The sequence below is a fragment of the Rhizobium sp. PRIMUS64 genome (assembly GCF_023006465.1).
GTDB lineage: Bacteria > Pseudomonadota > Alphaproteobacteria > Rhizobiales > Rhizobiaceae > Rhizobium > Rhizobium leguminosarum.
In genome coordinates, this window is the sequence record NZ_JALBGX010000151.1 from 1 (window position 1) to 15038 (window position 15038).

Consider the following 15038-nt stretch of genomic DNA (forward strand, 5'->3'; position numbering starts at 1 on the left):
AATGGCGGGCGATGGCGGCAAGCGCGGCTGCGCGGATCGCGAAGGAGAGAATCAGCGCTATCGCGCCATAGGTGCCGATCCGGCTGTCCTTCATGATGAGGAGGCTGTGCTCGCGGCTCTTGCCGCCGCCGATGCCGTCGGCCGTATCGGCCAGGCCGTCCTCGTGCAGCGCGCCGGTGACGAAGACCTGGATGGAAAGCGCGATCAGGGCTGCCATCAGCGGATCGGCGCGCAGCCCCAAAAGCAGGAGGAGGGCGAGTGCAGGGATCAAGCCGATGACGATGCCGGCGAAGGGAAAGGCGCGCACCAGCGGGCCGAGCCTGCCGTCATAGCCCTTGAACAGCAATTGCGGCATGGGAATGCGGCTGAGGAAGGCGACGGCGCGGGCGGTATCGACCGCATAGTCCTTGATCTTCATTCTGCTTCGTTCTGCCGGAGGTCATCTCGGCTTATGGTCGCGGCTGCGCTTTTGGAGTTGTTCGCCTCGTCCGCCCGCTTTAAGAGAGTTGCCATCCGCAAAGAAGCTGATTTGCGTGGAAAAAACAAGAAATACCCGGATTTATAGGAAAACCGCACAGATGAGCGTTTCAGGCCTGCCGTTCGACGATTTCCGTACCCTGCTTCGTGACCTGCCGGGGCCGGATGCCCGCGCGCTGGTGGCCGCGCGCGAACGTGACGCGCAGCTGACCAAGCCGCCGGGCGCGCTCGGACGGCTCGAGGAGATCGCCTTCTGGCTTGCCGCCTGGACCGGCCGCACACCTGCCGTCAACCGGCCGCTGGTGGCGATCTTTGCCGGCAATCATGGCGTTACCAAGCAGGGCATCACGCCCTTTCCACCAACGGTGACGCAACAGATGGTCGAGAACTTCGCAGCGGGTGGTGCTGCGATCAATCAGATCTGTGTCGCCTATGATCTCGGACTGAAAGTCTTCGATCTGGCGCTCGATTATCCTACCGGTGATATCACCGAGGAGGCAGCACTTTCCGAGCGCGATTGCGCCGCGACCATGGCCTTCGGCATGGAGGCGATCGCCGGTGGCACCGACCTGCTCTGCATCGGCGAGATGGGCATCGGCAATACGACGATTGCGGCGGCGATCAACTATGCGCTCTACGGCGGTTCGGCGCGTGACTGGGTGGGACCCGGCACCGGTTCGGAAGGTGAGATGCTCGAGCGCAAAATCGCGGCGGTGGAAAAGGCGGTGGCGCTGCATGGTGACCATCTCGACGATCCGCTCGAGATCATGCGCCGGCTCGGCGGCCGCGAGATCGCGGCAATGGCCGGCGCCATTCTTGCTGCTCGCATGGAGCGCATCCCGGTGCTGATCGACGGTTATGTCGCGACCGCGGCGGCAGCGATCCTGAAGGCCGCCAATCCGTCCGCGCTCGATCATTGCCTGATCGGCCATGTCTCCGGCGAGCCCGGACATCTTCGCGCAATCGAGATGCTCGGCAAGACGCCGCTTCTGGCGCTCGGCATGCGGCTTGGCGAAGGCACCGGTGCGGCGCTTGCCGCCGGCATCGTCAAGGCCGCCGCCGCCTGCCATTCCGGCATGGCGACCTTCGCCCAGGCGGGTGTGTCGAATAAGCATTAAGGCCGCGGCCGGCGCCGTCGATCCGCACGCGTTCGCTTGCGCCGCCCAAATGGATTCGGTATTTGCGTATTCGCTCATCGAAGGGGAGGCGGCAAAGCCTCTCCCGGTCTGTGATGCAACGGGAAGAGGAGAGGGCATCTTGACGAAGCCTGCGGTGACGAAAGAGACCGGACTTCGGCATTTCATCGCCGCCGCCAGCTACTCCTGGGCGGGCTTCCTGCGAGTGCTGAAAGAGGCAGCCTTCCGCCAGGAACTTGGCTTCTTCATCGTTTCGATCGCGGCGCTGGCGTTGGTGGGAGCCACTGCCGGCGAGATCGTCGTCGCGGTGCTTCTGTTTCTCGGGCTCTTTTCGATGGAGGCGATGAATACCGCCGTTGAAGAGGTGATCGACCGGATTTCGCCGGAGATTTCGATCGTCGGCAAACACGCCAAGGATCTCGGCTCCTTCGCGGTAACCTGCATGATTGCCGCCTGCTGCCTCTATCTCGGCTTCGTCCTCGGCAAGCACCTGTTCTTTGGATCTGGATGATTTCACGCTGGATCGGCCGAAAATCTGAATCCGGATCCAAATCAAAAAATCCAACATGATGTCGCCCGAAAAACCGCTCACACTTCTCGGCATCATGCTTTAGCTGAATCAGGCAAAACTCTTGCGCTTGCGCAACACGGCCTGAGCCTCCTCGACGGCCGGCAGGCTCTGGAGCACGCGCTTGGCAGGCAGGATGGCGATGACCTCTGTGCCCTCGCGCAGCTTCGATTTCAGCAGGAACTGCCCATCATGCTTGGCAAGGATCGCCTGGACGATCGGCAGGCCGAGGCCGGTACCCTGTTCGGCGCTCTTGATGGCGATCGAGCCCTGGCCAAAGGCCGACAGGACGACGGGAATCTCTTCTTCCGGAATGCCGGGGCCGTTGTCCTTGATCGAGATGTACTGTCCGCCACCAGCTGTCCAGCCGACCTTGACGTGGATCTCGCCGCCCTGCGGCGTGAACTTGACGGCATTGGAGAGAAGGTTGAGCACCACCTGGCGCATCGACTTCTCGTCGGCCCAGATGGCCGGCAGCTGCCGCTCGAACTGGTCCGAAATGGCAATGTTCTTGGCGCGGGCGCGCAGCTGGACCATGCCGATGCAATCTTCGGTGATATCGAGCAGCGAAATCGCCTCCTCGCTCAACTCGTATTTGCCGGCCTCGATGCGTGACAGGTCGAGGATCTCGTTGATGAGATCGAGCAGATGCTGGCCGGAGCGGTGGATATCGCCAGCGTATTCCTTGTAGGTCGGATTGGCGAGCGGCCCCATGACTTCGGCCGACATCACCTCAGAAAAGCCGAGGATGGCGTTGAGCGGGGTTCTGAGCTCATGCGACATGGAGGCAAGGAAGCGGGACTTGGCGAGGTTTGCCTCTTCGGCGCGGCGGCGAGCTTCGTCCGACATCGATTTCGCCACTTCCAACTCGGCGATCAGGTCGTCCTTCTCCGACTGGTATGAGAGAATTCTGAGGTTCGACTTGAAGAGCCGGTCGCTGATATAATTGAAGAAGACCAGGGTGGTGGTGAAGGCCCCCGTCAGGCTGATTTCGAGGAGGTCCCGCGACAGGCCGCTCTTGGCGGCGAGCGCCAGGACCGCGGGCGAGAAGGCGGCGAGCACGGCGGGCGTCAGCATGAAGTTCGACATCGCCGTGACGGAGAGCGCGATCAGCAGCGTCGCGCCCTTATAGAGAATGAAGCTCGACGGCTCGCAGGTGTCGCAGCCTTGCAGCGCGAAGACGGCCCAGCAGCAGCCGAGCAGGAACTGGCCGAGCAGCAGCAGGCGGCGCCATTTGCGGGCGCTCTCGGAGGTGATTTCCTGCCGGCGTGCGCGCCGCGCCAGCAGGATATTGCCGGTGTGACAGGTGAGTGTCAGCAGCGCCCAGAAGAGCAATTGCGTATTCTGGGTGAAATAAACGCCAAGCGCGGTGATGATGACGACGAAGAGCGGCATGATCGTCGCGCCCTGCAGCACCGATGCCACATACATGTTGAGCACGTCACGATCGAAGGAGGAATTTGACGCATGACCGGACTGAAGACGTTCGCGCGTCTGCCGCACGGCCTTGGAAACGGCCTTGTTGCGGTGGCTGCGCGACCTGTCGACGATGATCTTGTCGGTCGATGTGCTTACGCCGGTACTCATGTGCACGTTGAAACTTCATCCCAGGGTGGATAAGAGCTTAATCGACAATTCTTAAGAAGATGTTTGCCATCTTTGCCAAGGATTTGTTTTTTAAGGAGGCAAAAGCGTGACACGGGGCCTGCGCCTGATTCGCGACGGCGTGACCGCTTTTGCCCTGCTGGCGCTCGTGGCGCTGATCGCCGCCAAGCTCAATGATGCGGCAAAAATCGAGTATATGGGTGCTTTCCATGCCGCCGACGGCGACAGTCTGACATTGGGAGCCGAACGTTTGCGCCTCGAAGGCATCGATGCGCCGGAGCTCAACCAGAGCTGCGAGCGGGCAGGGAAGGCCTGGTCCTGTGGCCGCGCGGCGCGCGAGGCGCTGCAGGGCATGGTGCTGGCATCCGGAACGCTTTGTCAGGGCAGCCGGCACGACCGCTACGACAGGCTGCTCGTCATCTGCCGGAGCGGGGCGGGCGGCGACATCAATGCCGCCATGGTGCGCCAGGGCATGGCCATCTCCTATGGCAGTTACGCCAAGGAGGAGGCCGACGCGAAGGCTCAAAAGGCGGGCCTCTGGGCCGGGACTTTCGAGCGGCCACGCGATGTGCGCGACCATGCGCGCCAGAGTTCCGGTTTCGACGGCGCCCTGCACCTCATCGGGCGGATCGTCGGATGGGAGTAAAGTCATGACCGACGAAGCCATGCTGGAGACGCTGCGGCGGGAGATCGCCTCCTGCCGCATCTGTCGAGACGCGCCGGCAAAAGGCATCGCGCACCGGCTGCCGCACGAGCCGCGCCCGGTGGCCGTGATCTCGTCGAGCGCACGCATCCTGATCGCCGGGCAGGCGCCCGGGCTTCGGGTGCATGAGAGCGGGCTGCCGTTCGACGATGCCTCAGGCGACCGGCTGCGGTCATGGCTTGGCGTTGACAGGGCAAGCTTCTATGACCGCGACCGATTCGCTATTGTCCCGATGGGCTTCTGCTTTCCTGGCTACGACGGCAAGGGCGCGGATCTGCCGCCGCGGCGCGAATGCGCGCCCCTTTGGCGGCAAAGGGTGATTTCGGCCATGCCACAGATCGAACTGGTACTGGTCATCGGCCAATATGCGCAGGCTTGGCATATGGCCGGTGAAAGGCGGGACAATATGACCGAGACGGTGCGGGCATGGCGTGGCTGTCTTCTGTCCAACCGATCGCCGGCGGTGCTGCCGCTGCCGCATCCGAGCTGGCGCAATAGCGGCTGGCTGAAGCGCAATCCCTGGTTCGAGAAAGAATTGCTCCCGGTCTTGCAGGAACGGACGAAAATGCTGCTTTCCTGAAACAAAATTCTTTTAGTTGCGCGGAATCGAGTTATACAAAGAAAATAATTCGAAAGGACTGTTGTGCGCATGGACCGCCTCGACCGAAAAATACTGCGTCTTCTGCAAGAAGATTCGACGCTTGCCGTTGCCGATCTCGCCAAGAAAGTGGGGCTTTCGACGACGCCGTGCTGGCGGCGCATCCAGAAGATGGAAGAAGACGGCGTCATCAAGCGCCGAGTCGCCATCCTCGATCCGGAGAAGGTCAACACCAAGGTCACCGTCTTCGTGTCGATTCGCACCGCCACTCATTCGATCGAATGGCTGCGCCGCTTTTCCGAGGTGGTCGCCGAATTCCCCGAAGTGGTCGAATTCTACCGGATGAGCGGTGATGTCGATTATCTCCTGCGAGTCGTTGTGCCCGATATTGCCGCCTATGACGCCTTTTATAAGCGGATGATCGCCAAGATCGAGATTCGCGACGTTTCCTCCGCCTTTGCGATGGAGCAGATTAAGTATTCGACGCAGTTGCCGCTCGACTACATGATTCTCGATAATGCCAAATCAAACGAGGATTGAGGTCAAGCGTGCGGCCGTGACCGCACGCGATAATGCAAAATCCAATGAGGGCTGAGACCGGGCGTGAGTCTGCGACCTCAGATATGCCCCTAGGAGGCGGCGTGTGCACTCCGGCTGCACGTGGATTGCCGGTTCGGCAAAGGCCGAGGTCAGGCACGTGCGATCTGCTATTGAAAAAAAAGCCTCAAAAATAGCGAAAAAACGCTCAAATCGACCGAAGTTCCTGGAAAAGTGAATAGCCTGGTAAGGATTCCCGGGTTATGTTCGATGAAACCAGTGGGCGATATGTCATAATTTCGTCTCATTGGTATCGAATTCAGGACACTATGTTCTAAACCGCCACCTTGTTTGTGCTCATTAGCCGGCGGTAGAATTTATGCGCTTCACCAGTATGTTCGACGGGGGTCGGACGGTGGAGAATTTGACAAAGGGGTTTAGGGTTTGCGGCTTGCGATGGAAGATTTCCGTCGCGGAGCCGTTTGGCATGTCTTTCGTATAAATATTTGAAATTGTTGTATAAAAATCACGTTGTCGGGGAAAGTTGCCCGTGAGAACCCATCTGGCGTGTATCGAGAATTGCTTGATAGGGCCTTGTATGTGATGACGGTTTGGCGGTTCGATCGATCCGCACGCCGAGATGGCTGTTCAAACTGGGCCGGCTTCAAATCGACTACCCGATCTGAAGCCAGCCCCGATCGACAAAGGAATGGATTGGTAAATGAACATCAGAATGGTTTTGCTTGCATCAGCAGCAGCATTTGCTGCATCGACGCCGGTTCTTGCAGCTGACGCTATTGTTGCTGCTGAGCCGGAACCGGTTGAATATGTTCGCGTCTGCGACGCCTACGGCACCGGCTACTTCTACATCCCGGGCACCGAAACCTGCCTCAAGATCGAAGGCTACATCCGTTTCCAGGTTAACGTTGGCGAAGACGTCGGCGGCGATTCGGACTGGGATGCCGTCACCCGCGGTCAGGTTCAGTTCACGGCCAAGAGCGACACCGAATATGGTCCGCTGACCGGCGTCATCGTCATGCAGTTCAATGCTGACAACGCCACGGCTCAGGACGCCATTCTCGATTCCGCTTACCTCGACATCGCGGGCTTCCGCGCTGGTCTGTTCTACAGCTGGTGGGACGATGGTCTCTCTGGCGAAACCGACGACATCGGCTCGGTCGTAACGCTGCACAACTCCATCCGCTATCAGTATGAAAGCGGCACCTTCTACGCTGGTATCAGCGTCGATGAACTGGAAGACGGCGTTTATCAGGGTGACGTGGATCCCGTCACCGGCCTCCTTGTTCCGAACGATGGTCCGAACAATGTCGGCGTTGCCTTCGGCATCGGCGGCACTGCCGGCGCGTTCAGCTACCAGGTCACTGGCGGCTGGGACGTCGACAACGAAGACGGCGCTGTCCGTGCAATGGGTACGGTTGACATCGGTCCCGGTACGCTCGGCCTCGCTGCTGTGTACTCTTCCGGCCCGAACTCCTACTACTCGACGGCTGAATGGGCAGTTGCTGCCGAATACGCCATCAAGGCAACCGACAAGCTGAAAATCACCCCGGGTGTTCAGTACTACGGCAACTACATCGGCGGTGCCAGCGCGTTTGACACCGTTCCTAGCGATTACGACGGTGCCGGTGATGCATGGAAGGTCGGTCTGACCGTTGATTACCAGATCGTCGACAACTTCTACGCCAAGGCTTCGGTTCAGTACCTCGATCCGGATGATGGCGACGACTCCACGACGGGCTACTTCCGTCTGCAGCGTTCGTTCTAATCCACTTGGTGGATATGCTCCCGGTCTTCGGACCGGGAGCACTTAAATCAGTTTCTGATCCGAGTGACCTCCGATCAGCTACGGGGACGGGTCCGGTCTTCCCTGCCGGACCGTCCTTGCAGCGTTTTTGACGCACAGTCTTCAAGGCAGTCTTTCAGGATCGTCTTTTCAGGTGAGCCGAACAGGTACGTTGCGTATCGCACGTCGGCATCTGCCCGCCTCGTTTCTTGAGGCACCCCGTTTTCAATCTTTCAAACGAGCTGGATCCACCGATAGATTTATCGCGCGGACGGCTGTTGGTCTGTCTTCCTATGCGGTGTTGGCTGGCTTTGTCGCAACAGGTCGCGAAAAGAAAATCCAATGCCGACAATGTGATCACCGCTTTTTGGGAGAGAGGATACAACCCTTGCTGGGGGCCGGCATTCATTCCTACTCGCGGATAGCTTGTTCTTATGGACGATCTCAACGACTACTATTATTTCGCCGCTGTCGTCTCCAGCGGCGGTTTCGCTTCTGCAAGTCGCGATCTCAAAATACCACGTTCGAAACTCAGCAGGCGGGTCAGCCGGCTTGAGGAAGGGCTTGGTGCAAGGCTCATAGAACGCTCGACCCGTCACTTCCGGGTGACTGAGATCGGCCAAGCTTTCTACGAAAGATGCCAGACCATCCTGCAGGAGGCCGATCGCGCCAAGTCGATCGTCAGCGAGGCTCAGTCCGACCCGCAAGGTGTGGTGCGCATGGGCTGCCCGCTTGGCCTCGTCGACATCTCGGTCGGGGGAATCCTGCCCGAATTCCTGGAACGTTATCCGAAGATCAAGCTGCAGATCATCGGCTCCGACCGGCGCGCCGACCTCATCAACGAACGAATCGACCTTGAAGTGAGAGCGACCAACGAGCCGGAGACGCAGACGAGTCTGACGATGCGCAAGCTCGACCGTATCAGGCGTATCCTGGTTGCAAGTCCGTCGCTCGTCGAGCGCACTGGCACCTTGAGTTGCGTGGACGAACTCGCCGACCTGCCGACGCTGGCAATGACGTCATGGGTATCGTTCCATACCTGGGAACTGGTCGGTCCGAATGACGCCAAGCGGGTGATTCGGCATCAGCCACGGCTCACCTGCCGCAGCATGACCGCTATCCTCGACGCGGCCCGTGCCGGCCTCGGCTTCGGGCTTTTGCTCGAAAGTGCCTGCGAGGCCGATCTCCAGGCCGGCAAGCTGGTGCGGGTGCTGCCAGAATGGCAGTCGGAGGAGAGCCAGTTCTATATCGTCTTCACGACAGCCAAGGGCATGCCGCCGGCGGTGCGGGTCCTGATCGATTTCCTGGTCGAAAAATCCAAACAGCATTGACTTACAGCGCCACGCGAGCCGGCATTCGCCTTATATCAACCGTGCCAATAGCTTTTCGCCAGCCAACTCCCTGACGGCATCCTTGCCGATCCAGCGGGCGGTTTTGTCAGGGCTTTCCGCCAGGGCCTTTGCGAGCGTCAGTGCCGGCGCATGGCAGGTGAGATTGCGCTTGCCGATGCTGCGCAGCGCCCAGTTGACCGCCTTGCGCACGAAGTTTCGCGGGTCGCCGGCATGGGCCTCGATCAGCGGCAACCAGGCAAGGATGGTCGCATCAGGTTCCTTTTTTAAGTGAACCGCGGCACCGGCAATCATGGCGAAGGCGGTGCGCCTGATAAATTCACGCTCGTCTGCGGCGAAGTCTGAGATGAGCTCGTCCAGCTGGGCTTCAACGAAGATATCGGCGGCGCAATCGACGATCTCCCACGAGTTGAAATCATTGGCCCAACTTCGAGCCTCTTCCATGGTCAACCGCTTCGGCTCGGCGGTGTAGAGGGCGAGCAGGCGGGCTTCGCGGATATCGCTTCGCCAGAGCTGCATTGCCCTGGCGTGATCCTTCTTCGCCAGTCCGGCGACCGCCCTGATATCGGGATTGGAGATACCGAGGGCGCGATCGGTGACGATGCCAAAGCGCGCCATGCCGGCAACATTCTCCTCCGAGCGCAGCGTTTCGAGATGCGCGATCAATTCGGCCGCATCGGAGGAGGGGCCGATCATTTTTCGAGGCGGGCGAGCAGCGAGGATGTGTCCCAGCGATTGCCGCCCATTGCCTGCACGTCGCCATAGAACTGGTCGACGACGGCGGTGACCGGCAGCTTGGCGCCGTTGCGGCGGGCTTCGGTGAGCACGATGCCGAGATCCTTGCGCATCCAGTCGACCGCGAAGCCGAAATCATACTTGCCTGCGTTCATGGTCTTGTGGCGGTTTTCCATCTGCCAGGAGCCGGCTGCCCCCTTGGAGATCACCTCGACCACCTTTTCGATATCGAGGCCAGCACGCTTGCCGAAATGCAGCGCTTCGGCAAGTCCCTGGACGAGGCCGGCAATGCAGATCTGGTTGACCATCTTGGTCAACTGGCCCGAGCCTGCCGGTCCCATCAAACCAACCATGCGGGCATAGGCGTCGATGACAGGTCTGGCGCGTTCGAAGACGGCCTCGTCGCCGCCGCACATGACGGTCAGGACACCGTTTTCAGCGCCGGCCTGGCCGCCGGAGACAGGAGCGTCGATGAAATCGACACCTTTTTCCTTTGCCGCGGCATAAAGTTCGCGGGCGACTTCAGCGCTGGCGGTGGTGTTGTCGATCAGCACCGAACCTGGCTTCATGCCGTGCAGGGCGCCGTTCTCGCCCAATGTCACCGACCGGAGATCTTCGTCATTGCCGACGCAGACGAAGACGAAATCGGCACCCGCGGCGGCCTCGGCCGGGGTGGAGGCGGATTTGCCGGAGAATTTCTCGGCCCAGGCGGCGGCTTTTTCGGCGGTACGGTTGTAGACGGTAACATCGTGGCCGCCCTTCGTCTTCAGATGGCCCGCCATGGGGAAACCCATGACGCCGAGACCGATGAACGCGACTTTAGCCATATGTCCTATCCTTTTCCTCAAGTGCAAGTTCGAGGATTAACCGAAACGGCGGGAGCAGAAAAGCCCGTGAAGACGGACTTCCTTCGGATTGACGCATATGAGGCTGGCCACCCTTCGGAGCAGCCCTAGATCGGGGAGAGGGCACAATGTTTCCGGAGGGTGACATGAGCGAAATTCCGACGATCAAGCCGCGGCGCAAAGGCCGCAGCGGAATGCAGGCTATGCTCGTTCCATCGCTGCAGATGGTCGCAGAGCAGATTCGATCAGCACCGGAAGGTGTCCTTACCGACGTCGGCGTTCTCCGCCGTCGTCTCGCTGACCAATATCGGGCGGATGCCTGTTGCCCGGTAACCGTGCAGCGGCATTTGCGCGCGATCGCCGAACTGTCCTTCGGCGCATTTGAGAAGAGTGAGCCGGTTTCGACGGTCACGCCCTATTGGCGCATCGTCGATCCCGCAAGCCTGCTTGCGAACCGTCTTGCCGGCGGCCCCACCTTTATCCGGGAGCGTCTGGCCGCCGAAGGTTGGGAAGGAAGCGGAATAGTAGCCGGCATAGCGGACGCGCGAAAAAAATCCGCTTAAGGGCGATTTCCGGGCCGCAAAATTTCAGCAAAGGCCGAATCTCGCAAATAAAATTGTCGATATAAATTATAGATTTCATCATCATGGCATTCATCACTGACAGGTCGACCAGCCGAAAACAGGCTTGGCACCATGAAAAAGGGGAAAGTCATGATTTCACGTCGACAAACGCTCGGGCTTTTCGCAGCGACCGCGGCTACGGCAATCCTGCCGGCTGTCAGGCCGGCACGCGCTGCTGCCAGCGAGTTCCGTATCGGTTGGCAGAAGAACGGCGTGCTGGCGCTCGCCAAACGTCGCAGCGCACTTGAGAAGCGGCTTGCCGATCGCGGCATTACCGTCAGCTGGTCGGAATTCACCTCCGGCCCGCCGCTTCTCGAAGCATTGGGCGCCGGCGCTCTCGATTTCGGCGCGACCGGCGATGTGCCGCCGCTCTTTGCCCAGGCGGCCGGCGGGCAGCTCTATTATGTCGGTCTCTACAAGGGTAGCCCGGCAGCCTCGGCCATCCTCGTGCGCAAGGATTCGCCCATCAAGACGCTTGAAGACCTCAAAGGTAAAAAGGTCGCTTTCAAGCGCGGCTCCAGCGCGCATAATGTAACCGTCAAGGTTCTGCGCAAGGCAGGCCTGAAGCCCGAAGATGTCGAGCAGGTCGATCTTTCGCCGCCGGATGCTGCCGCCGCGTTCAAGAATGGCAGCATCGACGCCTGGTCGATCTGGGATCCTTATCTGGCGATTGCCGAAGCTGATCCGGAGACACGTATCCTGACGACCGCCGAAGGCATCGTCGACTCCTACAGTTTCTTTCTCGCCAACCGTGATTTCACCGATGCCAACGGGCAAGTGGTCGTCGACGTGATCGATGAGCTTGCCAAGGTCGGCAAGTCGGCACAGAGCAATCTCGACGAAACGGTGAAGGAGCTTTCCGAAATCACCGGCGTGCCGGCTGACGTGACGCGCGTGACATTGACGCGCAAGGGCGCCGATCTCGGCAGCGTCTCGACGATCACCGATGCTGCCGCCGCCTATCAGCAGGCGCTCGCAGACGAGTTCTATGGACTCGGTATCCTGCCGAAGAAGCTTACGACCGGCGACATCGTCTGGCGTCCCAAGGCGAGCTGATTTTTCGACCAGGGCTAAGATTTCCGCGGGGCGGCATGGAGAGGGTCTTCATGCCGCCAAACCGGAAAAATATTCTCCAAAACGGATTATAATAGCAAATTGATATTGTCGATCTAATTAGTGGTCTATGTCAGTATCCTGACGATCGACGCGGACACTGAAAGGCGTCGGCCAGCCACCATCCGATCGACAGGGATATTTCAGATGCTCACGCATAGATGGACAGCCGGCCTTACTACAGCCTCCGCCGCCACCGCGATCCTCCCAAGCATTCGCGCGGCGGCGGCGCCGAGTGGGCAGACAGTCTGCTTGTTGCCGCTTGCCAGCGGCCATCTCCACCGCGCGAATTGATTTTCGAATTTCGCAGCTAAAGGACCGTCTTCCATGACCACCACCTCCCATACAGGTACATCCAAACCTATCAATTTCCTCTGGTTCATCCCGACATCGGGGGACGGCACCTATCTCGGCTCCTCCGAGCTCAACCGGGCGCCAGAGATTGGTTATCTCACGCAAATCGCCCAGGCTGTCGACCGGCTCGGCTATTCCGGCGTACTGCTGCCGACCGGGGTTGCCTGCGAGGAATCCTTCGTGACCGCCGCCGCCCTTGCCGCAAAGACCGAGAAGCTGCAGTTCCTGGTGGCGATCCGCCCCGGCACGGCATCGCCTGCCTATTACGCGCGTCTTGCGACGACGCTCGACCGCATCTCCAACGGCCGGCTGCTGCTCAACATCGTCGTCGGCGGCAGCCCGGCGGAGCTTGCCGGCGATGGCATCCATCTCGAGCATGACGAGCGCTACGCCCATGCCGAGGAGTTCTTCACCGTATTTGAGGAACTGCTGGAAAAGGGAACGGCAAGCTTCGACGGCAAATATATCAAGGCGACCAATGCGCGCCTTGGCTTCCCCTCGGTGCAGAACCCGCGCCCGCCGCTCTATTTCGGCGGCTCGTCGGATGCCGGTATCGATTTCTCCGTCGGCCGCGTCGACAAGTACCTGACCTGGGGCGAGCCGCCGGCACAGGTTGCCGAGAAGATCACCAAGGTGCGCAAGGCCGCCGGCGAACGCGGCCGCGAGGTGAGCTTCGGCATTCGTCTGCACTTCATTGTGCGCGAAACCGATGATGAGGCGTGGGAGGCAGCCGAGCGGCTGATCCGTCATCTCGACGACGATACGATCCGCGAGGCGCAGGAGCGCTTTGTCCACGAGTCCGACTCGGTCGGCCAGAAGCGCATGGCCGCCCTTCATGGCGGACGCCGCGACAAGCTCGAAGTCTCTCCGAACCTCTGGGCCGGTGTCGGCCTGGTGCGCGCCGGTGCGGGCACGGCGCTGGTTGGCTCGCCGAAGACGGTGGCCGCGCGCCTTCGCGAATATCAGGAGATCGGCATCGATACGGTGATCGGCTCCGGCTATCCGCATCTCGAAGAGGCCTATCGCGTCGCCGAGCTGCTTTTCCCCGAGCTTGGCATCACTCGCGAGCAGCAGCGCCTGGGCTTCAACAACGAGTTCGGCCGCAAGCAGATCTTCGCAGGCGGCAGCCATGGCGGCAATCTGAAAGTCGTCTCCGGCTCCTGAGTTCGAACGAAGACGCAGAGCGTGACACCGCCGCAAGCCGCTTACGGCTTGCGGCATCCTGCTTTCGATAAGCGCGAGGACAATGCATGTCGACTTTCGATACTCCGTTCGTACGGTCGGTCGCTTCCGAAAAGGTTGGAAAGGCGGGTTTGCGCCTGCCGCTGCCCGGCCTGGACAAGCTGACGCCCTATCTGGTGCCGGTGGCGATTGTGGCGTTCTGGCAGCTTGCCTCCTCGGCCGGCTGGATCTCATCGCGCATCATGCCGTCGCCGGCCGATGTCGGCCTGGCCTTCTGGTCGACGACGGTTTCCGGCCAGTTGCCGAATGACGTGCTGGTGAGCGCCGGCCGCGCCTTTGCCGGCCTTCTCGTCGGCGGCTCGATCGGTTTCCTGCTCGGCATCGCCAACGGTGTATCGCGCATTTCGGAACAACTGACCGATACGACGCTGCAGATGCTGCGCACGATTCCGCATCTGGCGATGATCCCGCTCGTCATCCTGTGGTTCGGGATCGGCGAGGAATCGAAGCTGTTTCTCACCTCGCTCGGCGTGCTCTTCCCCGTTTATCTCAACACCTATCACGGCGTGCGCAATGTCGATCGCGATCTGATCGAGATGGGCAAGGTCTATGGCATGGGCAACTGGACGCTGTTCCGCAAGGTGATCTTTCCAGGCGCGCTGCCGTCGATCTTCGTCGGCCTCAGATATGCACTCGGCATCATGTGGCTGACGCTGATCGTATCGGAATCGATCGCCGCATCCTCGGGCATCGGCCATATGGCCAACAATGCCCGCGAATTCATGATGACCGACGTCGTCGTACTCGCCCTCGTCATCTATGCCGTGCTCGGCAAACTTGCCGATGTCATCGCCCGAGTGCTGGAGAGGCGGCTGCTCACCTGGAACCCGGTCTATCAGAAATAGGAGAGACGCCATGACATCGATCGCGCATGAGCGTTTTCACGCCGTCGCCGAAGAGCCAGCCTATACACCTGCGCCGGAGCGCAATGCGCCTGCGGGGGCAGCGGCGATCAGCCTGACGGGGCTTGAAAAGAGTTTCGGGGCCAACCGCGTACTGCGCGGCATCAATCTGCATATTCCGGCCGGCCAGTTCGTTGCCGTGATCGGAAAGAGCGGCTGCGGCAAGAGCACGCTGCTGCGCATCCTGATGGGCCTTGACGCGCCGAGTGCCGGCGAGCTGCATTTCGAGGATGCCGACGGCGCGCAGGCAAGCCCCAATGCGCGCATCGTCTTTCAGGAGCCAAGGCTGCTCCCCTGGCTCAGTGTCGCCGACAATGTCGTCGTCGGGCTCGGCGACGGCATCGATAGACGGGCGGCGCTGAAGGCGGCCGACGCCGTGCTTGCCGAAGTCCAGCTTGGCGAGAAGGCCGGAGAATGGCCGGCGCGCCTTTCCGGCGGTCAGCGGCA

Annotated in this window: 16 protein-coding genes; 12 read left to right on the forward strand and 4 right to left on the reverse strand. The window is 60.6% G+C overall.

Going from position 1 to position 15038, the window contains the following annotated elements; all coding sequences use genetic code 11:
• Positions 1 to 418 (reverse strand): adenosylcobinamide-GDP ribazoletransferase (locus MOV76_RS33715; protein ID WP_247266153.1); only part of this gene is annotated, 418 nt, incomplete at its 3' end.
• Positions 419 to 578: 160 nt separating this feature from the next.
• On the opposite strand from MOV76_RS33715, the gene cobT reads away from it, so the two are divergent.
• Together cobT and MOV76_RS33725 are read left to right on the forward strand one after the other, a co-directional pair.
• Positions 579 to 1595, forward strand: a complete 1017-nt coding sequence (cobT, locus tag MOV76_RS33720) for a nicotinate-nucleotide--dimethylbenzimidazole phosphoribosyltransferase (protein WP_011652311.1) — start codon at positions 579 to 581, stop codon at positions 1593 to 1595.
• A gap of 139 nt (positions 1596 to 1734) precedes the next feature.
• Positions 1735 to 2124: a diacylglycerol kinase gene (locus MOV76_RS33725; protein ID WP_003560069.1), complete on the forward strand. Its 390-nt coding sequence runs from the start codon at positions 1735 to 1737 to the stop codon at positions 2122 to 2124.
• A 108-nt stretch (positions 2125 to 2232) separates the two neighbouring features.
• On the opposite strand, the gene MOV76_RS33730 is transcribed toward MOV76_RS33725, so the two are convergent.
• The gene (locus MOV76_RS33730) at positions 2233 to 3768 is read right to left on the reverse strand and encodes a HAMP domain-containing sensor histidine kinase (protein WP_018447330.1); all 1536 of its coding nucleotides are present in this window, start codon (positions 3766 to 3768) and stop codon (positions 2233 to 2235) included.
• A 106-nt stretch (positions 3769 to 3874) separates the two neighbouring features.
• Here MOV76_RS33730 and MOV76_RS33735 point away from each other — a divergent pair, with 106 nt between their 5' ends.
• The 5 genes from MOV76_RS33735 to MOV76_RS33755 all read left to right on the forward strand — a co-directional run bounded on the left by MOV76_RS33735 (position 3875) and on the right by MOV76_RS33755 (position 8759).
• Positions 3875 to 4432, forward strand: a complete 558-nt coding sequence (locus MOV76_RS33735; protein ID WP_247266154.1) for a thermonuclease family protein — start codon at positions 3875 to 3877, stop codon at positions 4430 to 4432.
• A 4-nt stretch (positions 4433 to 4436) separates the two neighbouring features.
• Positions 4437 to 5069 (forward strand): uracil-DNA glycosylase family protein, encoded by a 633-nt coding sequence (locus MOV76_RS33740; RefSeq protein ID WP_193446524.1) that lies wholly within the window; start codon positions 4437 to 4439, stop codon positions 5067 to 5069.
• A gap of 69 nt (positions 5070 to 5138) precedes the next feature.
• Positions 5139 to 5627, forward strand: a complete 489-nt coding sequence (locus MOV76_RS33745; protein ID WP_003540387.1) for an Lrp/AsnC family transcriptional regulator — start codon at positions 5139 to 5141, stop codon at positions 5625 to 5627.
• Between the two features lie 718 nt (positions 5628 to 6345).
• A complete protein-coding gene (locus MOV76_RS33750; RefSeq protein ID WP_018242347.1) occupies positions 6346 to 7410 on the forward strand; it encodes a porin in 1065 nt (354 codons plus the stop codon).
• A gap of 452 nt (positions 7411 to 7862) precedes the next feature.
• Complete coding sequence (locus MOV76_RS33755) at positions 7863 to 8759, forward strand: LysR substrate-binding domain-containing protein (protein WP_018242346.1); 897 nt, start codon at positions 7863 to 7865, stop codon at positions 8757 to 8759.
• Positions 8760 to 8789: 30 nt separating this feature from the next.
• On the opposite strand, the gene MOV76_RS33760 is transcribed toward MOV76_RS33755, so the two are convergent.
• Positions 8790 to 9473 carry a DNA alkylation repair protein gene (locus MOV76_RS33760; protein WP_247266155.1) on the reverse strand — a complete coding sequence of 228 codons (684 nt, stop codon included), beginning with the start codon at positions 9471 to 9473 and terminating at the stop codon, positions 8790 to 8792.
• Entirely contained in the window at positions 9470 to 10339 is an 870-nt protein-coding gene (locus MOV76_RS33765; protein WP_028733061.1) for an NAD(P)-dependent oxidoreductase, read from the reverse strand. Before MOV76_RS33765 ends, MOV76_RS33760 begins: the two co-directional genes overlap by 4 nt.
• A gap of 164 nt (positions 10340 to 10503) precedes the next feature.
• On the opposite strand from MOV76_RS33765, the gene MOV76_RS33770 reads away from it, so the two are divergent.
• From MOV76_RS33770 to MOV76_RS33790, 5 genes are all read left to right on the forward strand, one after another.
• Complete coding sequence (locus tag MOV76_RS33770) at positions 10504 to 10920, forward strand: hypothetical protein (protein WP_130716537.1); 417 nt, start codon at positions 10504 to 10506, stop codon at positions 10918 to 10920.
• Positions 10921 to 11070: 150 nt separating this feature from the next.
• Positions 11071 to 12036 carry an aliphatic sulfonate ABC transporter substrate-binding protein gene (locus MOV76_RS33775; RefSeq protein WP_018242342.1) on the forward strand — a complete coding sequence of 322 codons (966 nt, stop codon included), beginning with the start codon at positions 11071 to 11073 and terminating at the stop codon, positions 12034 to 12036.
• Positions 12037 to 12420: 384 nt separating this feature from the next.
• Complete coding sequence (ssuD, locus tag MOV76_RS33780; protein WP_018242340.1) at positions 12421 to 13611, forward strand: FMNH2-dependent alkanesulfonate monooxygenase; 1191 nt, start codon at positions 12421 to 12423, stop codon at positions 13609 to 13611.
• Between the two features lie 86 nt (positions 13612 to 13697).
• A complete protein-coding gene (gene ssuC, locus MOV76_RS33785; RefSeq protein WP_130716535.1) occupies positions 13698 to 14534 on the forward strand; it encodes an aliphatic sulfonate ABC transporter permease SsuC in 837 nt (278 codons plus the stop codon).
• Between the two features lie 10 nt (positions 14535 to 14544).
• On the forward strand, positions 14545 to 15038 hold a 494-nt coding region (locus tag MOV76_RS33790; RefSeq protein ID WP_247266156.1), incomplete at its 3' end, for an ATP-binding cassette domain-containing protein.